Source organism: Streptomyces sp. NPDC047880, from assembly GCF_040706515.1.
Taxonomy (GTDB): Bacteria; Actinomycetota; Actinomycetes; order Streptomycetales; family Streptomycetaceae; genus Streptomyces.
The window spans coordinates 87943-111001 of record NZ_JBEZOK010000015.1; the positions used below are offsets into that span (position 1 = coordinate 87943).

The 23059-nt window shown below is 72.4% G+C and carries 26 protein-coding genes; 11 read left to right on the forward strand and 15 right to left on the reverse strand.

Annotated features, from left to right (window positions below; translation table 11 throughout):
• Positions 1–59 precede the first annotated feature (59 nt).
• Positions 60–893, forward strand: coding sequence for a polysaccharide deacetylase family protein (locus AB0937_RS22630; protein WP_366713998.1), 834 nt, complete (start codon positions 60–62; stop codon positions 891–893).
• 39 nt (positions 894–932) lie between these two features.
• Here the strand turns inward: AB0937_RS22630 and AB0937_RS22635 are convergent, their stop codons facing one another.
• Positions 933–1601 carry a class F sortase gene (locus AB0937_RS22635; protein ID WP_366713999.1) on the reverse strand — a complete coding sequence of 223 codons (669 nt, stop codon included), beginning with the start codon at positions 1599–1601 and terminating at the stop codon, positions 933–935.
• Positions 1602–1952: 351 nt separating this feature from the next.
• On the opposite strand from AB0937_RS22635, the gene AB0937_RS22640 reads away from it, so the two are divergent.
• Entirely contained in the window at positions 1953–2474 is a 522-nt protein-coding gene (locus tag AB0937_RS22640) for a hypothetical protein (RefSeq protein ID WP_366714000.1), read from the forward strand.
• Positions 2475–2594: 120 nt separating this feature from the next.
• On the opposite strand, the gene AB0937_RS22645 is transcribed toward AB0937_RS22640, so the two are convergent.
• The 3 genes from AB0937_RS22645 to AB0937_RS22655 all read right to left on the reverse strand — a co-directional run bounded on the left by AB0937_RS22645 (position 2595) and on the right by AB0937_RS22655 (position 4286).
• The gene (locus tag AB0937_RS22645) at positions 2595–3143 is read right to left on the reverse strand and encodes a hypothetical protein (protein ID WP_366714001.1); all 549 of its coding nucleotides are present in this window, start codon (positions 3141–3143) and stop codon (positions 2595–2597) included.
• A gap of 222 nt (positions 3144–3365) precedes the next feature.
• Entirely contained in the window at positions 3366–4130 is a 765-nt protein-coding gene (locus AB0937_RS22650) for a DUF4239 domain-containing protein (protein ID WP_366714002.1), read from the reverse strand.
• A 24-nt stretch (positions 4131–4154) separates the two neighbouring features.
• Positions 4155–4286, reverse strand: coding sequence for a hypothetical protein (locus tag AB0937_RS22655; protein ID WP_366714003.1), 132 nt, complete (start codon positions 4284–4286; stop codon positions 4155–4157).
• Positions 4287–4314: 28 nt separating this feature from the next.
• Here AB0937_RS22655 and AB0937_RS22660 point away from each other — a divergent pair, with 28 nt between their 5' ends.
• The 4 genes from AB0937_RS22660 to AB0937_RS22675 all read left to right on the forward strand — a co-directional run bounded on the left by AB0937_RS22660 (position 4315) and on the right by AB0937_RS22675 (position 9307).
• Complete coding sequence (locus AB0937_RS22660; protein WP_366714004.1) at positions 4315–4755, forward strand: hypothetical protein; 441 nt, start codon at positions 4315–4317, stop codon at positions 4753–4755.
• 292 nt (positions 4756–5047) lie between these two features.
• Positions 5048–6019 carry an SCO0930 family lipoprotein gene (locus AB0937_RS22665; RefSeq protein WP_366714005.1) on the forward strand — a complete coding sequence of 324 codons (972 nt, stop codon included), beginning with the start codon at positions 5048–5050 and terminating at the stop codon, positions 6017–6019.
• Positions 6020–6353: 334 nt separating this feature from the next.
• Complete coding sequence (locus tag AB0937_RS22670; RefSeq protein WP_366714006.1) at positions 6354–7166, forward strand: SAM-dependent methyltransferase; 813 nt, start codon at positions 6354–6356, stop codon at positions 7164–7166.
• Positions 7163–9307: an EAL domain-containing protein gene (locus tag AB0937_RS22675; protein WP_366714007.1), complete on the forward strand. Its 2145-nt coding sequence runs from the start codon at positions 7163–7165 to the stop codon at positions 9305–9307. Before AB0937_RS22670 ends, AB0937_RS22675 begins: the two co-directional genes overlap by 4 nt.
• 99 nt (positions 9308–9406) lie before the next feature.
• Here AB0937_RS22675 and AB0937_RS22680 read toward each other — a convergent pair whose 3' ends face one another.
• Complete coding sequence (locus AB0937_RS22680; protein WP_366714008.1) at positions 9407–10291, reverse strand: LysR substrate-binding domain-containing protein; 885 nt, start codon at positions 10289–10291, stop codon at positions 9407–9409.
• An 82-nt stretch (positions 10292–10373) separates the two neighbouring features.
• On the opposite strand from AB0937_RS22680, the gene AB0937_RS22685 reads away from it, so the two are divergent.
• From AB0937_RS22685 to AB0937_RS22695, 3 genes are read left to right on the forward strand one after another with little or no spacing between them, the layout of a single operon-like run.
• A complete protein-coding gene (locus tag AB0937_RS22685; protein WP_366714009.1) occupies positions 10374–11081 on the forward strand; it encodes a succinate dehydrogenase in 708 nt (235 codons plus the stop codon).
• Between the two features lies 1 nt (position 11082).
• Positions 11083–13032, forward strand: a complete 1950-nt coding sequence (locus tag AB0937_RS22690) for a fumarate reductase/succinate dehydrogenase flavoprotein subunit (protein WP_366714010.1) — start codon at positions 11083–11085, stop codon at positions 13030–13032.
• Positions 13029–13775, forward strand: coding sequence for a succinate dehydrogenase/fumarate reductase iron-sulfur subunit (locus AB0937_RS22695; protein WP_234749664.1), 747 nt, complete (start codon positions 13029–13031; stop codon positions 13773–13775). The genes AB0937_RS22690 and AB0937_RS22695 overlap by 4 nt, the downstream gene beginning before the upstream one ends.
• A 179-nt stretch (positions 13776–13954) precedes the next feature.
• On the opposite strand, the gene AB0937_RS22700 is transcribed toward AB0937_RS22695, so the two are convergent.
• The 8 genes from AB0937_RS22700 to gvpO are packed head-to-tail and all read right to left on the reverse strand — an operon-like array spanning position 13955 to position 17548.
• Positions 13955–14248: a gas vesicle protein K gene (locus AB0937_RS22700; RefSeq protein WP_030851265.1), complete on the reverse strand. Its 294-nt coding sequence runs from the start codon at positions 14246–14248 to the stop codon at positions 13955–13957.
• Positions 14245–14493 (reverse strand): gas vesicle protein, encoded by a 249-nt coding sequence (locus tag AB0937_RS22705; RefSeq protein WP_366714011.1) that lies wholly within the window; start codon positions 14491–14493, stop codon positions 14245–14247. Before AB0937_RS22705 ends, AB0937_RS22700 begins: the two co-directional genes overlap by 4 nt.
• Positions 14490–15341: a GvpL/GvpF family gas vesicle protein gene (locus AB0937_RS22710; protein ID WP_366714012.1), complete on the reverse strand. Its 852-nt coding sequence runs from the start codon at positions 15339–15341 to the stop codon at positions 14490–14492. Before AB0937_RS22710 ends, AB0937_RS22705 begins: the two co-directional genes overlap by 4 nt.
• Positions 15338–15682, reverse strand: coding sequence for a gas vesicle protein (locus tag AB0937_RS22715; protein WP_366714013.1), 345 nt, complete (start codon positions 15680–15682; stop codon positions 15338–15340). Before AB0937_RS22715 ends, AB0937_RS22710 begins: the two co-directional genes overlap by 4 nt.
• Positions 15679–15936: a gas vesicle protein GvpG gene (locus tag AB0937_RS22720; RefSeq protein ID WP_366714014.1), complete on the reverse strand. Its 258-nt coding sequence runs from the start codon at positions 15934–15936 to the stop codon at positions 15679–15681. Before AB0937_RS22720 ends, AB0937_RS22715 begins: the two co-directional genes overlap by 4 nt.
• A 4-nt stretch (positions 15937–15940) precedes the next feature.
• Positions 15941–16708 carry a GvpL/GvpF family gas vesicle protein gene (locus tag AB0937_RS22725; RefSeq protein WP_366714015.1) on the reverse strand — a complete coding sequence of 256 codons (768 nt, stop codon included), beginning with the start codon at positions 16706–16708 and terminating at the stop codon, positions 15941–15943.
• Positions 16705–17187 (reverse strand): gas vesicle structural protein GvpA, encoded by a 483-nt coding sequence (locus AB0937_RS22730; RefSeq protein ID WP_366714016.1) that lies wholly within the window; start codon positions 17185–17187, stop codon positions 16705–16707. Before AB0937_RS22730 ends, AB0937_RS22725 begins: the two co-directional genes overlap by 4 nt.
• A gap of 37 nt (positions 17188–17224) precedes the next feature.
• On the reverse strand, positions 17225–17548 hold the full coding sequence (gene gvpO / locus AB0937_RS22735; RefSeq protein ID WP_366714017.1) for a gas vesicle protein GvpO: 324 nt from the start codon (positions 17546–17548) through the stop codon (positions 17225–17227).
• A 218-nt stretch (positions 17549–17766) separates the two neighbouring features.
• Here gvpO and AB0937_RS22740 point away from each other — a divergent pair, with 218 nt between their 5' ends.
• Both AB0937_RS22740 and AB0937_RS22745 read left to right on the forward strand, forming a co-directional pair.
• The gene (locus tag AB0937_RS22740) at positions 17767–18534 is read left to right on the forward strand and encodes a GNAT family N-acyltransferase (RefSeq protein ID WP_366714018.1); all 768 of its coding nucleotides are present in this window, start codon (positions 17767–17769) and stop codon (positions 18532–18534) included.
• On the forward strand, positions 18534–19349 hold the full coding sequence (locus tag AB0937_RS22745; protein ID WP_366714019.1) for a lysophospholipid acyltransferase family protein: 816 nt from the start codon (positions 18534–18536) through the stop codon (positions 19347–19349). The genes AB0937_RS22740 and AB0937_RS22745 overlap by 1 nt, the downstream gene beginning before the upstream one ends.
• Before the next feature lie 284 nt (positions 19350–19633).
• Here the strand turns inward: AB0937_RS22745 and AB0937_RS22750 are convergent, their stop codons facing one another.
• Together AB0937_RS22750 and AB0937_RS22755 are read right to left on the reverse strand one after the other, a co-directional pair.
• Positions 19634–21979 (reverse strand): excinuclease ABC subunit UvrA, encoded by a 2346-nt coding sequence (locus AB0937_RS22750; protein WP_366714020.1) that lies wholly within the window; start codon positions 21977–21979, stop codon positions 19634–19636.
• Between the two features lie 11 nt (positions 21980–21990).
• Positions 21991–22977, reverse strand: a complete 987-nt coding sequence (locus tag AB0937_RS22755) for an LLM class flavin-dependent oxidoreductase (RefSeq protein ID WP_366714021.1) — start codon at positions 22975–22977, stop codon at positions 21991–21993.
• Positions 22978–23059: the final 82 nt, after the last annotated feature.

The window sequence follows — 23059 nt, forward strand, 5'->3', positions numbered from 1 at the left end:
GTGCCGCCGCACCGGTGTTGCTCGCGTGCGTCGGCCGTCCGCCGGGCGACTGATGAGTCATGAAGAAGGATCAGTTGCTCACCCGGCGCCGGGCGTTGATCGCGGGCGCCGGAGCCGTGGGAGCGGCCGCGACCGCCGGAGTGGTCACGGCGGTCACCGGGGACGGACCCGCCCCCTCCACCCCCGCCGCGGGCCCCCAGGCCCGGCGCCCCGTCACGTCATCCGCCTACCGGCTGGAGCCCCTGACCGGCTATGGCCCGCCGCGCGCCGCACCCCGCCGGACCCTGGTACGCCGTGAGGCGCCACTGCGCGTGTCCGGCCGCGGCCGCACCATGGTGCTGACCTTCGACGACGGCCCCGATCCCCGCTACACCCCGCATATCCTGGACATCCTGGCCGAGTACGACGTGCGGGCGATGTTCTTCGTGTGCGGCGAGATGGTCGCCGGCGGCCGGAACCTGCTGGCCCGCATGGCCGACGAGGGACATGTCGTGGGGAACCACACCTGGTCCCACCCGCTGCTCACCCGGCTCACCCGGCGGCAGATCCGCTCCGAGATGGAACGCACCAGCGATGTCATCGAGGACGCCTACGGGGAGCGCCCCGAGTGGTTCCGCGCGCCCTACGGAGCCTGGAACCGGGCCGCCTTCCAGTTCGGCGCCGAACTGGGCATGGAGCCCCTCGCCTGGACGGTGGACACCCTCGACTGGGCCACCCCCGGAGTCAGGTCCATCGCGAACCGGGTGGAACGGGGCGCCGCACCCGGGGTCGTGGTGCTCTCGCACGACGCCGGCGGCGACCGCTCGCAGAGCGTGCGGGCCCTGCGGCACTATCTGCCCGAACTGCTGGACTCCGGCTACCACGTCACCGTGCCCCGGCGGCACTACGCCTGAGGGGCGCCTCCGGGCCTTCGCCCGCCGGGCCGGGAGCGCTCAGCGCACCGCGACCAGGCGGGCGAAGGCGACCACGTTCCCCGCATAGCCCTCCTGCTTGGAGAAACCGCCGCCGCAGGTGATGACCCGCAGTTCCGGCGCGCCCTTGGAGGCGTAGACACGGTCGCCGGGGAAGTTGTTCTTCTCGAACACCTCGACGCCGTAGATCTCGAACTCGGCGGTCTTCCCGTCCTGCCGGGCGACCTCGACGCGATTGCCCTGCTTCAGCGCCCCGAGTCCGTAGAACACGGCCGGGCCCTGCTGGTTGTCGACATGCCCGACCACGACCGCCGTGCCCTTCTCGCCGGGGGTGACGGCACCGGTGAACCAGCCGGCCAGATTGGGGTCCTCCGGCGGCGGCGCGCCGACCCAGCCGTCCGCGTCCAGACCCACCGGGATGATCGGCGCGTCGACCTGGATCGCCGGAATCCTGACCCGGTCCGGGAGGGCGTAGGGCAAGGGCCGGACGTTACCCGCGAACGTGCCGCCCGGTACCCGGCTGTCCGCAGCCGCCGCCGTCGCCGGCTGGGGCGGACCCTCGTCGAACTCCCCCGAACCGTTACGGATGAGGGCGAGACCGGTCAGCAGGACCAGCGCTATCACGCCCCACGGGGCGCGCTTCCTGGGCCGGGCCTCCTCTTCCGCCTGGGCCAGCTCGGACGCAGACATTCGCCATCCCCTCTCGACGCGGCCGTCGCCGTGTCCATCGCGCATAGCGACACGCTAAGTGGCGTGCGTCAAACCGGCGACGGGGCGGCGGCGAACGGGTGGCCGGGGGAGGTGAGGGGCGGTGCGGGGACATGAGGTGCGCCATCCGAGTTGCCGCCGTGCAGAAATTTCTGACGGTCCGTGACCTGCGGCGATGTCCGAATGAAAGCTCCTCCCGCACGGCCTTCGCTCACCGGGACGGACCATTCCCGAAATGCGGCTCGCGGCACGGCAACTGACTGTCTTTCTGGGAGGCGCTTTCTCGCCGATCGACCGGGGACGGGTCCCGGGGCGTCTTCCGCGGAGGTTCACATGCGTAACTCTCGTGCCCTGGCGGTCGCCGGCGCAGCGGTCGCCGCCCTCGGCCTCTCCGCCCCCGCGGCCGTCGCGTGGGACACGCCCAGCAACATCACCGCCCTGCCCAGCGTGATCGCCCGTGGCGGCCAGCTGACCATCACGGTCGACGGCTGCCGCAACGGCGGCACGGCGACGTCCAACGCGTTCTCGCCGACGCAGCTCTCGCCGGTCGGCGGCGGCGGCAAGGGCAACGAGGGCGACCGGGGCGGCGCCGGCAGCGGGACCGCGCGGGGCACCGCCACCATCAACAGCGACGCCCGCCCGGGGCCGTACGACATCACGGTCGACTGCAACGGCAGGCGGATCACCAAGCCGCAGGCCTTCACCGTCATCGGCGGTGTCCGCGGCGGCATCGGCGGCAGCAGCACCACCGGTGCGACGCCGACGGACATGGCCATCGGCGGTGGTCTCGTGGCCGCGGCGCTCGTCGGCGGAGGCGTGTTCTGGATGCGCCGCCGGGCCGAGCGGCGCATCTGACGCACACGCGCGCCTCGCCGTGCTTCGTCCCGACGGCGGTCGCCGCCCCGCACGTGACGCCTTTCGCCCCGGCTCCCTCTCACCAGGGGAGCCGGGGCGAAAGACCTGCCGCGGGGTGTGTCAGCCGGCGTCCTCGTCGGTGCGGCGGCGCGAGAAGTGGTAGGCGACGCCGAGCGACCCGGCGATCAGCGCCGCGCCGAGGCCGATCTCCTTGAGGTCGAAGCCGGCGAGAGTGCCGCCCTCACCGGCGTGCACACCCTTGTGGGGGTGGTGCGTCGGGTGGTGGGTGGGGTGGTGCGTCGGGTGATGTGTGGGGTGGTGCGTCGGATGGCCGCCGGCGATCGTCAGCCGCGCGGTGCCGCTCGACTCGTCACATTCGAACTCCACGTCGTACACGGCGCCGGGCTTGGCGTCCCAGTCGACGACCGCCGTCGCCCAGGACTCGTCCGGCGGGATGGTGACCAGGTCGAACACCTGCGAGTTGACCGCCGCCTCCCCCTGGCACGCCTGGTTGCGGACGACTTGCACGGTGACTTCGCCCCCCGCCGCCACGGTGGAGGGCACGACACTGAAGCCGAAGTCGGTCCGGATCGCCGCGTCGGCGGGCACGCAGGAGGTGAGGGCACCGGCGCCCAGCAGTACGGCCGAGGCGAGGCATATCGCGCGCATGGTCAATCCTCCGGGTCCCGAGGGGCAGCCGCGGACCTGTTCCGCTCACGTCACACATGCACCTCGATGCCCGAAACGCTAAGAAAGTGTGCGTGCTGGCGCGATCGCAGTAGCGCGAATGGGGCACACGTGTGGGCCGGCCGGGGGAACGCCGCTGACGCGGCCGGGGGACCGTGACGGCGTGTCGCGGTCCCCCGGCCGGTGTCTGTGGTGGGTGCGCCGTCAGTCACCGACGCCCGGGAAGAGGTTCAGGAACGGGTCCGCCGAGGCGGTCACGCCCCTGCTGTAGGGCGAGTCGAAGTCCCAGATCAGGAACAGCAGGAAGGCGATCAGCGCCGAGAACAGCCCGGCGAGCACCAGTTCGCGTGTCGTTCTGCGGATCTGCAGTGCGAAGATCATCCCGATGGTGATGACGGCTCCCGCGATCAGCCCGAACCACACCACGCCCGGCATCGTCTCCCCGGTCGACTCGGCCCGGCCGATCCGGGCCTGGTTCGCCGCGGTCACCTGGTCCAGCAGCGGCTGGTAGGCCTGGGCCTCGAAGTCCGTCGCCGGCTCGTAGTCGGTGACGTCCTGGCGGATCCGCTCGAAGAGCTCGGTGCCGCGAGGGGTCACCTCGCCCTTGTCGGCCATCGTGTCCCACTCGGTGGTCACGACATGGCTGACATACGTCCGGACGTCCTCCCGGATGCGGTCGCGTTCCTCGGCCGGATACACCCGCACCCGCTCCGAGATCTCGTGCAGCGCGGTCGCCTCGGCCTGCACGTGGTCCTGTGCGGCGCTGCGGCCCTCCCAGACGCCGGCGATCGCCAGGCCCAGGACGATGGCGTAGACCACGCCGATCCACATCGTCATGTACTCGATGACGTCCGGGGTCTCACTGGGATCCTCGTCCTCGGGCGCCGCGCGGTGGCGTACGAAGGTGATGACGACCACCACGGCACAGGCGGCCAGCATCGCGAGGGTGAGAACAAGCCATTCCGGCAAGAGGTACCTCCAGGGCTTCAGGGATCAGCGCGCGCGCAGCGCTGCGACGGCCACCACCGCGGGCACCGTGACGAGCAGGACGAAGGTGAGCGGCGCCAGCGTGCCGTTCGCCCGCCGTGGCCGCGGCGGTGCGGCGCGGTAGCGCGGGTAGTGCACGGGCGCCGCGGACGGACCGGGTGCGGCCGTGGCCGGCGGAGCCGGTGGCCGGGAAGCGGGTGTCGTCGTCACGGGCCGCGCGGCGGGCCGGGACGAGGCCGGCGTCGGACGGGGCGTGGGGCGTGCGGGCGCGGGCCCGGCCGTGGGGGCCGGATCCGGGGGCCGGGGCTTCGGCGAGGGCCGCGGATCCGGCGGCGGCTTCGACGGTGCCGGTTTCTGCGTGGGGGAAGGGGCCGGCGTCGGGGACGGGCTCGCCGTGGGGGAGGGAGCCGGTGTGGGGGCGGGGGTCGGCGTGGGAGTCGGGCACGGCCAGGTCTTCCCGCTCCCGGCGTACGCCACCGCCTCCGTGCCGTCCGGTCCCGTCGAGGCGTACGCACAGGCGTCGGCCACCGCGACCCCGGCCGGCGCGCCGACGAGCGCCCAGGTCAGCGTTGCAGCTGCCAAGGTCCGTACCGCCAGGGCGGTTTGAGTGGAATGGGGTCCATGCACGACGAAGATCATGAACCCTGTGCCGTCAGGATGTGCCGGGGTGCAAGGGGATTGCCCCGAAAGAGGGACATTCGGCATCGCCGGTTCGATCGGCGGCCGCCGACCAGGAGTCCGAGGTGCGCAGATGTGCGAGGGCACGGCGGGGCCCGTCGGGGTTTCCGGAAAGATTTTTGGCCGACGGTTGAACACAATCGGCGTCCCCATGCGTACTCATGGCCGTGCGGCGGCGCAGCAGGGCGCTGCAACACCCTTGCGAATATGGGGAGTTGACGATGAAGACCTCCTGGCGGAGCGCCTCACTCGTGGCGAGCGCCGCGGCGGTCCTGGCGCTGACGACGGCGTGCGGTCAGGACAGCCCACCGGCGGCCAGCCAGAACGTGGGCGCCACGGCCGCGCCCGGGGACTACGGAAACATCGGTGCGGGCACCGGGAACGGAGCAGCCGGCACCGCGACCGGCCAGCCGGCCGCGCCGGGCGCCTCCAGCTCGTCCAATCCCGCCGGCAAGCTGTCCGTCTCCACCGCCGAGAAGGTCGGCAAGGTGGTCACCGACAGCCTCGGCCTCACCCTGTACCGGTTCGACCAGGACACCGAGCAGCCGCCCAAGTCGAACTGCGACGGCGACTGCGCCAAGACCTGGCCGCCGGTTCCGGCCGACGACGCGGAGGCCGGCGAGGGCATCGACAAGGCACTGCTCGGTTCGGTGACCCGGGCCGACGGCACCAAGCAGCTCACGGTCGCCGGCTGGCCCGCCTACCGCTACGCCAAGGACGTCAACGCCGGTGACGTCAAGGGCCAGGGCGTGGGCGGCAAGTGGTACGCGCTCGCCCCCGACGGCAAGAAGGCGCAGGGTGGTGCGGGCGGCGGCGAGGCGGTCCAGGCCGGCCTGTCCACGCGCAACGACGCCAAGCTCGGCGAGATCGTCGTCGACAAGAACGGCATGACGGTCTACCGGTTCAAGAAGGACGAGGCCTGGCCCAAGCCGGTCTCCAACTGCACCGGTGCGTGCCTGGAGAAGTGGCCCCTGGTGGAGCCCGTCGACTTCGCCGACACCAAGGGCATCCAGAAGAAGGGCTACATGATCTTCGACCGGGCCGACGGCAAGGGCAAGCAGCAGACGATCAACTGCTCGCCCATCTACACCTTCGCCGGGGACAAGGCCCCCGGCGACACCAACGGCCAGGGCGTCGGCGGCACCTGGTACGCCGTCCGGCCCGACGGAAAGCTGGTCGGCGCGTCGGAGTAGTGGTGAAACCTCCCCAGGGTTGATCATCTCGTCCACCCGACGCGCAGACCCGGTCCGCCCCTCCGTGCTCCACGGAGGGGCGGACCGTTTTGCCGTGCTTCACCTGAAGTCATCGGATTCCGAACGGTCTCCCTTCTTCCGAACCGGAACTCTCCGGGATGCCCCGGGCACTGTTCGTCATGTGTTCGAAGGGCAGGCGCAGGGGTATCAATTCGGCACGTGCCGCAGGCAGTGACCGGGAACGGATGGTCAATTTCCGTTTCAGGTCGCTCCATTGGCGGGCGATCAGTAGCCTCTGCTCGAACACCGGATCGCCTACGCCTTGGAGAGATTGATGGAGCGTCCCGCCTGGGCCCCACGGAGCATCGACATCTCGGTGCCCAGTGTTTCCCGGATGTACGACTACTACCTGGGCGGATCGCACAACTTCGAGGTCGACCGGGAAGCGGCCCGCCGGGCCATGGAGTTCATGCCGGGGCTTCCCAAGATCATGCAGGCGAACCGTGCGTTCATGCGCCGCGCCGTGCGTTACGCCGTCGACCAGGGCATCTCCCAGTTCCTCGACATCGGCTCCGGCATCCCCACCTTCGGCAACGCCCACGAGGTGGCACAGGCCGCCCGGCCCGGAGCCCGGGTGGTCTACGTCGACCACGACCCGGTGGCCGTCGCGCACAGCCAGGCGGTCCTGGAGGGCAACGAGGACGCGGGCGTCGTCGCCGCGGACCTGCGCAAGCCCCAGGAGATCCTGCGCAGCCCCGAGGTGGAGCGGCTGATCGACCTCGATCAGCCCGTGGCGCTGCTCCTCGTTGCCATACTGCACTTCGTGGAGGACGAGGACGACCCGTACGGGGCCGTGGCCGAACTGCGCGAGGCGCTCGCGCCCGGCAGCCTGCTCGTGCTGACCCACGCCTCCTACGAGGGGGTCCCGCTGCCGCAGGAGCGGGCCGGGGGTGCGGTGGACGTGTACAAGAACATCCGCAACCCGCTGATCATGCGCTCGCGCGAGGAGATCGCGCGGTTCTTCGAGGGGTACGACATGGTGGAACCCGGACTGGTGGCGATGCCGTGCTGGCGGCCCGACGCCGCACCGGAGGACGAGGATCCGTACGCGTTCTCCGGGTTCGCGGGCGTGGGGCGTACCGCGTGACCGCGGAACCGGACGGGCCGGAGGACAGACTGCGCCGGTTCGCGACGATCTGGAGCCGTGCCGTCTTCCCCGTCACCTCGACGTCGTCGACCCGCCCCGAGTTCGAGGCACAACTGCTGCCCCAGGCCCGGCGGCTGAGCGATGCGCTGCGGGCCCGGGCCTTCGACCCCGAGGCGGGCCGGGCGGTCGGCGCCGCCCTGGTGGACGTGCACTGCACCGACCCCGAGGCGCTCAGCCGCACCCTGGACTGCGTCGACGCCTACCTGGTCCTGTACTGCGGGGGCGACGGCGACCAGGAGGACCTGCGGGCCCGGTGCGCGCGGATCCAGCACGCGATGGCGGCCGGCTTCGCCCGGGCGCTGCGCGAGCGGACCCTGGCCGAGCAGGAGGCCGTCGCGCAGGCCGCCCTCAAGGCGCAGGGCGTGGTGGCTCAGGCGCTGCACGCGAGCGAGGCACGTTTCCGCGCGGTGTTCGAAGGCGCGGCCATAGGAATCGGCATGGCCGACCTCGAGGGCAACATACTGCAGGTCAACGGCGCGCTGCTGCGGATGTTCGGGGTCTCCGAACACACGCTGCGCAGCCGCAACGTCCGGGAGTGGACCCACCCCGACGACGCCCCGCAGACCTGGCGCCTCTACGACGAACTCGTCCGCGGCGAGCGGGAGCACTACCACCTGGAGAAGGCGTTCTACCGCCCCGACGGGACGGTGCTGTGGACCAATCTGACGGTCTCCCTGCTGCGCGACGCCGACGGCGATCCGCAGTACCAGCTCGCCCTCATGGAGGACACCACCGAGCGGCGGCTGCTCAACCTGCGGCTGCGCTACGAGGCCACGCACGACGCGCTGACGGGGCTGCCGAACCGGACGTTCTTCTTCGAACGCCTGGAGAAGGCGCTGGGCGCGGGGGAAGGCCAGCGGTTCGGGCTGTGCTACCTGGACCTCGACGGCTTCAAGACCATCAACGACAGCCTCGGTCACGCCGCCGGGGACCGGCTGCTGGTGGAGGTCGCCGACCGGCTGCAGTCCTGCGCCACGGCACCGGGGGAGATGGTCGCGCGGCTCGGCGGTGACGAGTTCGTGGCGCTGACCACCGGGCCCGACACCCAGCGTGGCGTCGACGAGCTCGCCGGGCGCATCATGAACGCGCTGCTGGCGCCGGTCAGCGTGGACGGGCGGGAGCTGACCGTGCGCGGCAGCATCGGCATCGTCGAGGGCCCGGCCGGGGAACGCAGTCCGGCGGAGGTGCTGCGCAGTGCGGACATCACCATGTACCGGGCCAAGTCGGCGGGCGGCAACCGCTTCGAACTCGCCGACCCCGAGGCGGACGCCCGGGCCATCACCCGGCACGGACTGACCACGGCGCTGCCGACGGCGCTGGAGCGTGGCGAGTTCTTCATCGAGTACCAGCCGCTGGTGCACCTCGGCGACGGCAGTGTCCGGGGCGCCGAGGCCCTGGTGCGCTGGCTGCACCCGCAGCACGGGGTGCTCGGTCCGGACCGGTTCATCCCGCTCGCGGAGCACACGGGACTCATCGTGCCGCTGGGCCGGTGGGTGCTGGAGCAGTCGGTGCGCCAGGCCCGCGAGTGGCGGGAACTGCAGGGCGGCGCCGAGGTGGTGGGTCCGCTGCGGATCAACGTGAACCTGTCGCCGTGCCAGTTGACGCATCCCGGTCTGGTGCAGGACACCGTCGACATCCTGGAGCGCAACGGCGTCGAGCCGGACGCGCTGTGCCTGGAGGTCACCGAGTCGGCGCTGATCGGGGCCGACGACGATCTGCTCAAGCCGCTGCGGCGGCTGGCGGAGATGGGCGTCGACATCGCCCTGGACGACTTCGGGACGGGGTACTCCAACCTCGCCAACCTGCGGCGGCTGCCGGTCAGCATCCTGAAGCTGGACCGGTCCTTCACACAGAGCATGCAGCAGTTCCCGGCCGACCCGGTCGACCTGAAGATCGTCGAGGGGATCGTCTCCCTGGCCCACAGCCTGGACCTGGCGGTGACGGTGGAAGGCGTGGAGACGGGCGCCCAGGCCGAACAACTGCGCATCCTCGGTTGCGACACGGCCCAGGGCTGGTACTACGCGAGGCCGGGCCCGCCGGAACGGCTGCACGAGCTGGCACTGGTGGACGCGACGGGCTAGGGGGTGACGCCTGGGGGTGCGGGGAACTGTGCGCACGGCCACGACGGCCACGACGGCCCCGCGCTCCCGCACTCCACGGCGCTCATGGCACAGACCTCCTCACCGCTCGAGCAGCATCCGCTGCAACTCCCGGGCGGCCCGGGGCGGGGCCACATCACTGCGATGCGCCAGCGCGATCGTGCGATGCAGTCCGGGCCGGGCCAGCGGAGTCACCCGCAGCCCGCGCCCCGACCTCGTTGCCACCATCCGCGGCACCACGGCGACCCCCAGCCCGGCCCGCACGAACCCCAGCACCGCATCCATCTCCCCGCCCTCCACGGCGAAGTCGGGTTCGAACCCCTCTGCACGGCATGCGCCCACCGTCAGCTCGCGCAGGTCGTAGCCGTGCCGGAACATCACCAGGCGTTCGCCCTCCAGATCGGAGATGCGCACCGCACGGCGGCCCCGGCCGGGACGCGGGGCGTCCGGGGAGGAGACCACGACCAGGTCCTCCCGCAGCAGCTCCACCGTCGTGAGCGCGGGCGACGGGGTCGGCAGCGGCAGGACCACCAGCGCCAGGTCCAGCGCTCCGCGCGCGAGTTCCCGCACCAGGTCGTGCGAGCCGCCCTCCTCGATCAGCAGCTGGATGCCGGGATAGCGGTCGTGGAAGGACCGCAGGACGTCCGGGAGCAGACCCGTGCAGAGGCTGGGCGTGGCCCCCAGCCGGACTCGGCCCCGCCGCAGCTGCACCAGCTCCTGCACCTCGTGCCGGGCCGTGTCCGCGTCGGCCAGGATGCGGCGGGCCAGCGGCAGGAGCGCCTCACCGGCGTCCGTGAGCGTGATGTTGCCCCGGGCACGCAGGAACAGGTCCGCGCCCAGCTCTCGTTCCAGCGCCTTGATCTGCTGCGACAGCGACGGCTGCGCGACGTGGACCAGGTCGGCGGCCCGGGTGAAGTGCCGGGTCTCGGCGACGGCCACGAAGTACTGGAGCTGCTGGAACTGCATGCTCCCACGATAGCCCCGGCCTATGGAATCAAGCCGGTCCATGTCTTGGACCGATCGGCATCGCGTCCGTAGCGTGCTGTGCATGGCTCTGGCAACGCGGACGGACCGGCGGCCGTCCTTCGCACGCACCGTGTGGGACTCCACCGTCGGCAAGAAGACCGTGATGGCGGTCAGCGGTCTGATCATGCTGCTGTACCTGGTCGTCCACATGATCGGGAACCTGAAGATCTTCTTCGGGGCGGGCGAGTTCAACCACTACGCCCACTGGCTGCGCACCGTCGGCGAGCCGTTCATGCACTACGAGTGGACGCTCTGGCTCGTCCGCATCGTGCTGGTCGTCGCCGTCGTCGCGCACGCCACCTCGGCGTACCAGCTCAGCCGCCGCGACATCAGGGCCCGGCCAGGCAAGTACGTGCACAAGAAGCCGCGGGCGAGCTACGCCACGCGCACCATGCGGTGGGGCGGGATCATCCTCGGCCTGTTCATCGTCTGGCACATCCTCGACCTGACGACCGGCACCGTGCACTCCGGCGGCTTCCAGGAGGGCCGCCCGTACCAGAACGTCCTGGACACGTTCTCCACCTGGTACGGCAACGTCGTCTACATCATCGCGATGCTGGCGCTCGGTCTGCACGTCCGGCACGGGTTCTGGAGCGCCGCTCAGACCCTCGGCGTCGGCAGCCGCACCCGCGACCGTGCCCTGAAGACCCTCGCGAACGTCCTCGCGCTGCTGCTCACGGCCGGCTTCATCGCCGTACCCGTGGCCGTCATGACCGGAGTGGTGAGCTGACATGACCTCCTACGCGGACTACGTGACCGGCGAGCCGGTCGTCGACGCCAAGGCGCCCTCCGGCCCGGTCCACGAGCGGTGGGACAGGCGCCGGTTCGAAGCCAAGCTGGTCAACCCCGCCAACCGGCGCAAGCACACCGTGATCGTCGTCGGCACCGGCCTCGCCGGCGGCTCGGCCGGCGCCACCCTCGCCGAACAGGGCTACCAAGTCGTCCAGTTCTGCTACCAGGACTCGCCCCGCCGCGCCCATTCCATCGCCGCGCAGGGCGGCATCAACGCCGCGAAGAACTACCGCAATGACGGCGACTCCGTCCACCGCCTGTTCTACGACACCGTCAAGGGCGGCGACTTCCGCGCCCGCGAGTCCAACGTCCACCGGCTCGCGCAGATCTCCGTCGAGATCATCGACCAGTGCGTGGCCCAGGGCGTGCCCTTCGCCCGGGAGTACGGCGGACTGCTCGACACCCGGTCGTTCGGCGGCGTGCAGGTGTCCCGCACCTTCTACGCCCGCGGCCAGACGGGACAGCAGCTGCTGCTCGGCGCGTACCAGGCGCTCAGCCGGCAGATCGCCGCGGGGAACGTCGAGATGCACCCGCGCACCGAGATGCTCGACCTCATCGTCGTCGACGGGCGGGCGCGCGGGATCGTCGCCCGGGACCTGGTCACGGGCAAGATCGGCACGTACTTCGCGGACGCCGTCGTCCTCGCCTCCGGCGGCTACGGCAACGTCTTCTACCTGTCGACGAACGCCATGAACTCCAACGCAACCGCCGTCTGGCGGGCGCACCGGCGCGGCGCGTACTTCGCCAACCCGTGCTTCACCCAGATCCACCCGACGTGCATTCCGCGCACCGGCGACCACCAGTCCAAGCTGACGCTGATGAGCGAGTCGCTGCGCAACGACGGGCGGATCTGGGTGCCGAAGGCGAAGGGCGACCAGCGGCCCCCGAACGAGATTCCCGAGGACGAGCGCGACTACTACCTGGAGCGCATCTACCCGTCCTTCGGCAACCTCGTGCCCCGGGACATCGCCTCCCGCGCCGCGAAGAACGTCTGTGACGAGGGCAGGGGAGTGGGCCCCGGCGGCCAGGGCGTGTACCTGGACTTCGCCGACGCCATCGCGCGGATGGGACGCAAGGCCGTCGAGGCCAAGTACGGCAACCTCTTCGACATGTACCAGCGGATCACCGACGAGGATCCGTACGAGGTGCCGATGCGGATCTACCCCGCCGTGCACTACACGATGGGCGGCCTGTGGGTCGACTACGACCTCCAGACCACGATTCCCGGCCTGTTCGCGATCGGCGAGGCCAACTTCTCCGACCACGGCGCCAACCGGCTCGGCGCCTCCGCGCTGATGCAGGGACTCGCCGACGGCTACTTCGTCCTGCCCTCCACCATCAACGACTACCTGGCCCGCAACCCGCACCACGACGCGGTGACCGACGAACACCCCGTCGTCCAGGAGGTGCTGGCCGACACCCAGGACCGGCTGAACCTGCTGCTGTCCGTGGACGGCGACCGCACCCCCGACTCCTTCCACCGCGAAGTCGGCGAACTCATGTGGGAGTTCTGCGGCATGGCCCGCACCGACTCGGGACTGCGCAAGGCACTGGAGCGCATCCCGCAGATCCGTGAGGAGTTCTGGCGGCGCATCAAGGTGCCCGGCACCGGCGAGGAGTTCAACCAGTCGCTGGAGAAGGCCAACCGCATCGTCGACTACCTGGAGCTCGCCGAACTGATGTGCCTCGACGCGCTGCACCGCGAGGAGTCCTGCGGCGGCCACTTCCGCGAGGAGTCCCAGACACCCGACGGCGAGGCCGCCCGCAAGGACGAGGAGTTCTCCTACGCCGCCGCCTGGGAGTTCACCGGCACCGGCGCGGCTCCCGTCCTGCACAAGGAAGACCTGGTCTTCGAGTACGTCCACCCCACCCAGCGGAGCTACGCATGAAGCTCACCCTGCGCGTCTGGCGGCAGCGCAACGCCGACGCCGACGGCACGATGTCCACGTACGAGGTGGACGGCATCTCGCCCGACATGTCCTTCCTGGAGATGCTCGACACGCTCAACGAGGAGCTCATCGTCAAGGGCGAGGACCCCGTCGCCTTCGACCACGACTGCCGCGAGGGCATCTGCGGCGCGTGTTCGCTCGTCATCAACGGCGACGCGCACGGGCCCGAGCGGACCACCACCTGTCAGTTGCACATGCGCTCGTTCAAGGACGGCGACACGATCGACGTGGAGCCGTGGCGGGCGTCGGCCTTCCCGGTGATCAAGGACCTGGTCGTGGACCGGTCGGCTTTCGACCGGATCATCCAGGCCGGCGGGTACATCACCGCGCCGACGGGAGCGGCCCCCGAGGCGCACGCCACGCCCGTGCCGAAGCCGGACGCCGACCTCGCCTTCGAGCACGCCGAGTGCATCGGGTGCGGGGCGTGCGTGGCGGCCTGTCCCAACGGGGCGGCGATGCTGTTCACGTCCGCCAAGATCAACCATCTCAATGTGCTGCCGCAGGGGGCGCCCGAGCGGGAGACCCGCGTGCTGGACATGGTGGAGCAGATGGACGAGGAGGGGTTCGGGGGGTGCACCCTCGCGGGCGAGTGCGCCACCGCCTGCCCCAAGGGGATTCCGCTGATGTCCATCACGAGCATGAACAAGGAGTGGTTGCGGGCCGCGCGGAAGGTGAAGCGGTAGCGCGGTTGCGGGGACGGTCGTTCGGCGGCCGCGGATGGGTGGTGGCCGGTCGCGCGTTTCCCGCGCCCCTGGGGAGTTGCGGTTCCGCGCGCCCCAGGGGTGCAGTGAACGTTCGCCGTCAGGTGCGGACGGGCGGGGCCGGGTGTGGTGCTCTTCCGGCCCCGTCTCGCTGCTGTGCGTCACGGGCCGGGATCGGCGAGGAGGGGCCCCAGCGGGCCGAGGTCCAGGTTGAGGTCGCTGCGCCGCAGCCCGTGCTGCGCGCACAGCTCGTCCATGCGCTCGTCCAGCAGCATCAATGCGGTACCGAGCCGGTCCTCCTGCTCGGCGCTGAGCGTCCCCTCGTCGAATCGGCGCACCGCCTGGCGCTCCATGAGCTGCCGCAGGAGTTCCACCACGGTCAGCACCAGGGCCGCCAGATCGTTCGTGACGCGCTCGGGATCGAGGTCCAGCGCGTGGGTGCGCGGCGCGGTCACAGCGGCCCGCTGTCCGGCCAGGGCGCGGGGACCCGGTCGCTGACCGACGCCAGCAGGGCGTGCAGGGAGATCCGCACCAACGGCACGTCCGCGATGGCCAGCACCAGGTCACCACTGACCACGACACCGGTCGCCAGCACCCGGTCGAGCAGGTCCACGAGCGGCACCCCGATGGGCGCGTACGGCTCCGGGCCGTCCCAGGGCACCGCCGTGCGGTCGGCACCGCCGGGCACCGGTACCGTCATGTGCCGGCCTCCTCAAGCGCGTCGCGCTCCGCCTCGTCCGAGCGGGCGAAGGAGTACGGGATCCAGGGCCCCGACATGGTGACCTCCACGGCCGACCGGTGGGCGTCGCGGGCCAGTTCGCCGACGGCCCTGACGAACTCGGCGCGCCGCCCGTCGTCGACCAGATAGGCCGCGTTGAGCAACTGCGGGGCACTCCTGCCGGTCAGCTGCTCGCTCTGCGGCCGGTGCCGCGTCGCCGCGACGGCGTGGCGCCGCAGCTCCCGGTCGACGGCGTGGGCCCGCGCCAGGGCCCGCTCGCGCTCCTCGCGCTCGGTGCGCCGCCGCTCGCTCACCCGGCGCAGGTAGGACCGCCCGTCGGCGGGCCCGTCCCCGGCGGCGCCGGACGCGCGCGCGATTCCCGGGCCGTGCACCTTCACCGCCCACTCGGTGCGGTGGCGCAGCCGGTCCAGCAGCGTGCGCAGGGACGCGGACCGGGCGGTGACGGCCCGCACCGCGTTGCGGTCGTCCAGGTACAGCGTCGCCATCGGCAGAGGAACGACGGGGCCCGCGCTCGCGGCCGTCTCCACGCCCCGGTGGTGGGCGCGGGCGCAGCGCTCCAACTCGTCCGGCCGGTTCAGCCGCTCCGCGAGCGCCTCCTCGCCGAAGGCCGCCGCGGGAACGTCCTGCACGATCAGGTGCAGCGGGCCCGCGGCCAGGACCCGGAGCGGACCGCCGCCGTCATGGCCCGGTGTCATCGACACCGCCTCGTCCGGCGGAGGCGTGTCCGTCACGGCGAACACGCAGGTGACGGTGGGGCGCGACGCGTCCGGTCCGGTCGTGGGCGCCCGGTCGGCCGGGAGCGTGGTCATCGAGCCACCTCGGAGGGGTCGGTATCGGCGTCCTCCAGGGCCTCGAGGCGGGCGCGCAGACGCGCGTTCTCCTCGGACAGCGCGTCCCGCGCCGCGCGCGAGGACAGCGCCGGGTCCGTCTCCCACCAGTCGATGCCCGCCTTCTTGGCGGTCTCGACCGAGGCGATGAACAGACGCAGACGGATGGTGAGCAACTCGATGTCGAGCAGGTCGATCTTGATGTCGCCCGCGATGACGATGCCCTTGTCCAGGACACGTTCGAGCAGGTCCGCGAGGCTTCCGGAGGGCGGCCCGGCCGGCTGTACTCCGGGGCCCGCGGGCCAGGTGCCGAGGTCGGTCACGAAGCGCCCCCGCGACGTCCTGTGTACCGGACCGGACTGTCGAGGCGGGCGAGCAACCGCTCCTCCTCTTCCTCGAAGGCCGCCTCGTCGATGGCGCCCTCCTCCAGGGCCCGGTTGAGTGCAGCCAGGCGCGCCTGCACCGCACGCGGATCGCCGGCCTGACGTTCGGCCTCCTGGAGCAGGTGGTCGGCGACCCAGAGCGTGCCGCGCACCGGGGCGAACGGCAGCAGCAGGAGCCCGGTCACGAGTCCCACCGGGTCACCGGCCTGCCGTGGCGGACGGCGCGTCGACGAAGCTGTAACACGGCAGCGGACCGGTCACGCTGAGCGCCAGCCGGTCACCGACGTCGCGCGCCTGCGCGGCCACCGCCTGCCGGAAGCGCTGTTCGTCGGCGGAACGCACCAGGAACGACGTGCTCAGCACCTGCTCGTCGTCGACCGGACCCGGCGCCGTGCGCACGGCGAGCGGAGCCAGGCGGGCGAGCACCTCCCGTGCCGCGCCCCGGGCCTCGCGCGTGACACCCTTGGCGAGCGCCTCGCCCAGGCGCACGTTCGCCTCGTAGCCGGGGCGGTGCCGGGTCTGGCGGGCGAGCGTGCGCAGGGAGTCGTCCCGGCGTACGAGGTCGGCGAAGTGCCCGTGCACGACGGTGCCCTTGACGTTCATCTCGACGCAGCCCCGTACCACGTCGAGCTGCGCCGCCAAGCGGGCTCGGTCGGTGCGCAGTTGCCCGCGCAGCGACTCCGCGTCGGGAGTCAGGACGGCGAACCGCATGGGCAGGACGGGGCTCTGCGCGGCGAGTTCGCCGAGCACCGCCTGATGGGCCATCAGGTCTCTTCGCCGCGCCCGGACGGACGCCGGGGCGTCCGAGACGGCGGCGCAGAGCCCGTCCTCGGTCAGCAGCCGCACCGCCGCGCCGTCCACCCCGGACGCCCGCGGGGTCCGGACGCCCGCGGGGGCGATGCCGTACACGTACAGGGTGCCGAGCGTGCCGGCGGTGGTGAGGGCTGCGGTGGCCGTCACGGTCATTCCTCCTCGGCCTTGCGGCGCCGGGGCCGCGGGCGGTCGTCGTCACTGCGGCGCTTGCGGGCCGGCCGCGGGGCGCGCTCGGTACGGGCCTCGGCCTCGTCGTCCACGTCGTCGTCGGTGTCGTCGGTGTCGTCGTCCGGGGTGAGGAAGTCGCGCACCTTGTCGGTCAGGGAACCGGCGGCACGCTTGGCGCCCGCCTTGCCGACGGCCTTGGAGACCGGCCCGCCGAACAGCTCGGGCACGGTCTTGGTGTGGGGGTCGTTCTCGAGATCCAGGCGGTTGCACGCCTCCGCGAAGCGCAGGTACGTGTCGACGCTGGCGACCACGATGCGCGCGTCGATCTTGATGATCTCGATCCCGACCAGCGAGACACGCACGAAGACGTCGATCACCATGCCGCGGTCGAGAATCAGCTCCAGCACGTCGTAGAGCGTTCCGGCGCGAGGCGAACAGACGATCTCATCGCTGTAGACGGTCATGCGGCGGTCCTTCCGGTCAGCGGGTGCGGCGGTCCGGTCACTGGTCCTGGGCGCCGCGCCGGAAGCGCGCGATCCGGCGGTACTGCACCAGTTCGCCCGACGAGTCCAGCTCCACCTGATACGTCGCGAGCAGGCTGGTGGTGTCGGGGATGCGGGCCAGTTCGAGCACGTCGACGTCGACGACCCAGCCGTCGTCCTCGCCCGGGCGCACCGCGGACACCCCTTCGAGGCGATGGCTGATCAGCTCCGTCAGCGCCTCCGCGGCGCGCCGCGCGGCCTCACCGGCACCACGTACGGTGCGCCGGCGCTTGGTGGACGGGGCCGAGCCACCGCGTCGCCCGCCGGCTCCGGGTTCTGTCATGCAGCCCACTCTCGCCGCAGGAGCCGGGGTACGCGTGCGCAGCTAGGCCATCCGGGCCGCGCCGGCGGGCGCGAGCCGTTCAGCAACCTCACACCCGTTCTCTCTGCACATGACACGCGAAGGTCAGCCGGCATCGGAAGAACAGAGGCGTACGACCGCACGACACCGCTCAGCGCCCCGCACCGCCTCACCGACCGGCCCGTGACCAGGAGAGTGCCATGACCGGCGTACTGACCGCCGACCGCCCCGCGCAGCCCACGGCCCCCACCCGCTACACCGTCGCCCTCGCCCGGAACGAGGAGGACGTGCGGGCCGCCCAGCGACTGCGGCACGACGTCTTCGCCGGGGAGATGGGCGCATTGCTGGCCGGCCCGCAGCCGGGCCTCGACGCCGACGCGTTCGACGCGTACTGCGACCATCTGCTCGTACGGGAGGAGACGACCGGCCAGGTCGTCGGCACCTACCGGCTGCTGCCGCCGGAGCGCGCGGCGGTCGCCGGGCGGCTGTACTCCGAGGGCGAGTTCGACCTCACCGCGCTCGACGGGATCCGGCCGCAGCTCGTCGAGGTCGGCCGTTCCTGCGTGCACCCCGACCACCGCGACGGCGCGGTCATCAGCCTCATCTGGGCCGGCATCGCCCGCTACATGGCCGACCGCGGCCACGAGTGGCTCGCCGGCTGCTGCTCCGTCCCGCTCGCAGACGGCGGCGCCCTCGCCTCCGCCACCTGGGACCGGGTGAGCGAGAGGCACCTCTCGCCGGAGGAGTTCCGGGTGCGGCCGCTGCTGCCCTGGACACCGGGCCCCGCACCCGCCGTCCGCGTCGAACTGCCCGCCCTGCTGCGCGGCTACCTGCGCCTCGGCGCCTGGGTGTGCGGCGCACCGGCCCACGACCCGGACTTCGGGGTCGCCGACCTGTACGTGCTGCTGCCGATGAGCCGCGTCAACGGGCGCTACCTGCGCCACTTCCTGTCCCTCGTGCCGGCCTGATGAGCGCCTGGCTGCCCACCGCGCCCTGCACGCCCGAGGCCTGTGTCCGGGCACCGTCGGCGGTGCGGGCGCGGGACGTGCCGCGTGCCGTGCTGCGGCTCGGCGCGGTCGTCCTGCTCCTGCTCGCGGGGATCGCGCTGTCGCCCTTCGGGGCCCGGATACCGGCGTCGCTGGTCGGGCGCTGGTGCCGGTGGATCGTACGGGCCGCCGGTGTCCGGGTCCGTGTCACCGGCGCCGCCGCCCCCACCGGGGGACTGCTGCTGGTCGCCAACCACATCTCCTGGCTGGACATACCGCTGCTCGCCGCCGTACGCCCCGCCCGGATGCTGGCCAAGACCGAGGTGCGCCGCTGGCCCGTCGCCGGCGCGCTGGCCGCACGCGGCGGAACCCTGTTCATCGAACGGGACCGGCTGCGGGCCCTCCCGGACACCGTCGCCCGGATCGCCGGGGCACTGCGCGAGGGCACCGCGGTCGCGGCCTTCCCCGAGGGCAGCACCTGGTGCGGCCGGGCCCAGGGCACCTTCCGCCGGGCCGTCTTCCAGGCCGCCCTGGACGCCCGGGTGCCGGTCCAGCCGGTCCGGCTCCGCTACCGGCTCGGGGACGGCACGACCACCACGGCGCCCGCCTACGTCGGTGCGGACACTCTGCTGGCCTCCCTGTGGCGGGTGGCGACGGCCCGCGGCCTGGTCGCCGAGGTCGAGGTCCGGGACCCGATCCTGCCGGGCGGCGGCATGGACCGCCGCGCCCTGGCGCGCGCCGCCCAGCCACCGGAGACGACGGCACCGTCGTGGACACACACCGTGCTGGTGGCGTAGGCGGACCCCGGCGCGCGCAGGCGGACCAGGGCCCTTGGCTGCTCCCCGGGCCCTTGGTCGGCGGCGTGTCCTTGGCTGACCGGGTGCCCTTGACCGGCCGCCATCCCTTGGCCGGCCGCCATCCCTTGGCCGGCCGCCATCCCTTGGCCGGCCGCGTGCCCTGGTTGGCCGCGTGCCCTGGTTGGCCGGGTGCCCCGGGCCGGCCGCGTGCCCTCGGCTGGTCTTGTGCCCGGCTGGTCTTGTGCCCTCAGCCGGTCCCGGGTGCGCAGGTGCGCTCCCCGGCCTCAGCGGGACCCGGACAGGGCGCGCGCCAGATACTGCGCCGTCCGGCTGTCGGCCGAGCGTGCGACGTCGCCCGGCGGGCCCGCCGCCACGATCCGGCCGCCCTCGTCGCCGCCGCCGGGGCCCAGGTCGATCACCCAGTCCGCGCCCGCGACGACGGACATGTCGTGCTCGACGACGATCACGGTGTGCCCGGCGTCCACGAGGCCGTGCAACTGGCGCATCAGGACGTCCACGTCGGCCGGGTGCAGGCCGGTCGTCGGCTCGTCGAGGAGGTACAGCGTGTGGCCGCGACGGCCGCGCTGCAGTTCGCTCGCCAGCTTGATGCGCTGGGCCTCGCCGCCGGAGAGCTCGGTCGCGGGCTGGCCGAGACGGAGGTAGCCCAGGCCGACGTCGAGCAGGGTGGCGAGGCTTCGGGCCACGGCCGGGGTGTCCGCGAAGAACTCCGCCGCGCCCTCCACCGTCAGATCCAGCACCTGCGCGATGTTGCGCCCCCGGTAGGTCACTTCCAGCGTCGACGGGTTGTAACGCGCCCCGCCGCAGTCCGGGCACGGTGCGTACGTGCTCGGCAGGAACAGCAGCTCCACGCTGACGAACCCCTCGCCCTGGCAGGTCTCGCAGCGCCCGCCCGCCACGTTGAAGGAGAACCGCCCGACGCCGAAACCGCGTGCGCGGGCCCCGTCGGTGGCCGCGAACACCTTGCGTACGACGTCGAAGAGACCCGTGTAGGTCGCGAGGTTCGACCGCGGGGTGCGGCCGATCGGCTTCTGGTCGACCGAGACGAGCCGGCCCACCCCCGCCGACTCCTCGGTGATCTCGCCGATCAGCGTCGACTTGCCCGAGCCGGACACCCCGGTGACCGCGGTGAACACGCCGAGCGGGAACTCCGCCGTCACCCCGCGCAGGTTGTGCCGAGTGATCGGGCCGGTCGTGAGCCGGCCGGTCGCCTCGCGCACCTCCCGGGCCGGGGCGGCGGAGTGGTCGAACAGGTAGCGGGCCGTCGCCGACTCCTCGACGCCCGCCAGCCCGGCCACCGGGCCGCTGTGCAGCACCCGCCCGCCGTGCTCGCCCGCGCCCGGACCCACGTCGACCAGCCAGTCGGCGCCACGCACCACGTCCAGGTGGTGCTCCACGACGAACACCGAGTTCCCGGACGACTTCAGTCGCTCCAGCACCGTGAGCAGCGCCTCGGTGTCCGCCGGGTGCAGCCCGGCCGACGGCTCGTCGAGGACGTAGACGACCCCGAACAGGCCCGAGCGCAGCTGGGTGGCGAGTCGCAGGCGCTGCAGTTCGCCCGCGGAGAGGGTGGGGGTCGGCCGGTCGAGGCTGAGGTAGCCGAGACCCAGCTCGACGACCGGCGCGATACGGGACCTCAGGTCGCCGGTGAGGACCCGGGCGGCCTCCGAGGTCGCGTCGAGACCGGCGGCCAGCTCCACCAGCGGCAGCGCCGCCAGCTCGGCGACGGTCCTGCCGCCGAACGTCACCGCCAGGGCCTCGGGGCGCAGCCGGCTGCCCCCGCACGCCGGACAGGGCGCGCTGGTGAGGAACCGCTCGGCCTTGGCCCGCAGGGTCGGGCTCCTGGAGTCCGAGAACGTCTTCATCACGTACCGGTGGGCGCTCATGTACGTTCCCTGGTACGGCCGTTGGATGCGGTCGGCGTCCCGCACCGGGTGCACGGTGACCACCGGCTGCTCGTCCGTGAACAGGATCCACTCCCGTTCGACCGCCGGCAGCTCCCGCCACGGCCGGTCCACGTCGTGGCCGAGCGCGTCGAGAATGTCCCGCAGGTTCTTGCCCTGCCAGGCCCCCGGCCATGCCGCGATCGCCCCGTCCCGGATCGACAGCGACGGGTCGGGCACCAGCAGCTCCTCGCTGGTGCGGTGCACCCGCCCGAGCCCGTGGCACTCCGGGCAGGCCCCCGCCGCGGTGTTGGGGGAGAAGGCGTCGGAGTCGAGGCGCTCGGCGCCGGGCGGGTAGGTGCCGGCCCGGGAGAACAGCATGCGCAGGGAGTTGGAGAGATTGGTGACCGTGCCGACGGAGGAGCGCGAGGTGGGCGCCGCCCGGCGCTGCTGGAGCGAGACGGCCGGCGGCAGACCGGTGATCTCCCCGACCTTCGGCGCGCCGACCTGGTGGATCAGCCGGCGCGCGTACGGCGCCACCGACTCGAAGTAGCGGCGCTGCGCCTCCGCATAGATCGTGCCGAACGCCAGCGACGACTTGCCCGAGCCGGACACGCCGGTGAACACGGCCAGTACGTCCCGGGGGATGTCGACGTCGACGCCCCGGAGGTTGTGCTCCCGGGCTCCGCGGACACGGACGAAGGGGTCATGGGGGTCGCGGTCGTGCATGGCAGACGACTCTAACCGGAGGTGATCGAGGCCAGCCGCCGGTAGGAGTCCAGCAGGGCCTCACGGTCGTAGGTGCTGGTGGTGACGAGTACCTCCTGCGCGCCCGTCTCCTTCAGCAGCGTCTCCAGCTCGTGCGCCACCTGTTCCTCGGTACCGGCGATGTGGCCGGTCAGGCCGGACTCGTAGAAGCCGCGTTCCTTGGCGGTCATCGTGAGCGCCGCCACGCGCTCGGCGGGTGGCAGCGGCGGGAAGGTGCCGTGGGTGCGGGAGTGCGCCATCGACCAGGCCTCGGAGATCAGCAGCCGCCGGGCCTCCTCGGGGGTGCCGGCCACGGCGACGGTGCCCGAGACGACGACGTACGGTTCAGCGGCCCAGGTGGAGGGGCGGAACGACTCGCGGTACGCGTCGATGCCGCGCCGCATCCTGTCGCGGTTCCTGAGGTCGCCGATGACCATGGGCAGGCCCGCGCGGGCGGCGACGCCGGCGCCCTCGCCCATGGCCAGGACGAACGGCGGCACGCTCAGCCCCTCTGCGGGCCGGGCGTGCACCCCGGTGGGGGAGGTGCCCCGGAACCAGCCGAGCAGCTCGGCGAGCTGGGCTTCGAAGTCGTCGGCGTCGCCCTTGTCGCGGCCCAGGGCCCTGCGCACTCCGTCGGTGAATCCGACGGACCGGCCCAGGCCCATGTCGATCCGCCCGGGGAACAGCGACTCCAGCACGCCGAACTGCTCGGCCACGACCAGGGGACGGTGGTTGGGCAGCATCACCCCGCCGGTGCCGACCCGGATCGTCCGGGTGGCGCCCGCCACAGCGGCGGCCAGCACCGTCGGCGCGGAGCCGGCGACCCCGGGTACGCCGTGGTGCTCCGAGACCCAGAACCGGTGGTAGCCGAGCCGCTCCAGCTCCTGCGCGAGCCGCACGGTGTCGCGCAGCGCCTCGGGGTGGGTGTGCCCCGCGCGCGTGCGGGAGCGGTCGAGGACGGACAGGCGCACGGAATCCATACCGGTTCTACGCCGGGCGGGGCCGCCGGTATTCCGCCGCCCCGTGTCGCCCACCGCCGGAAAAGGGGGTGACCGGGTCCCG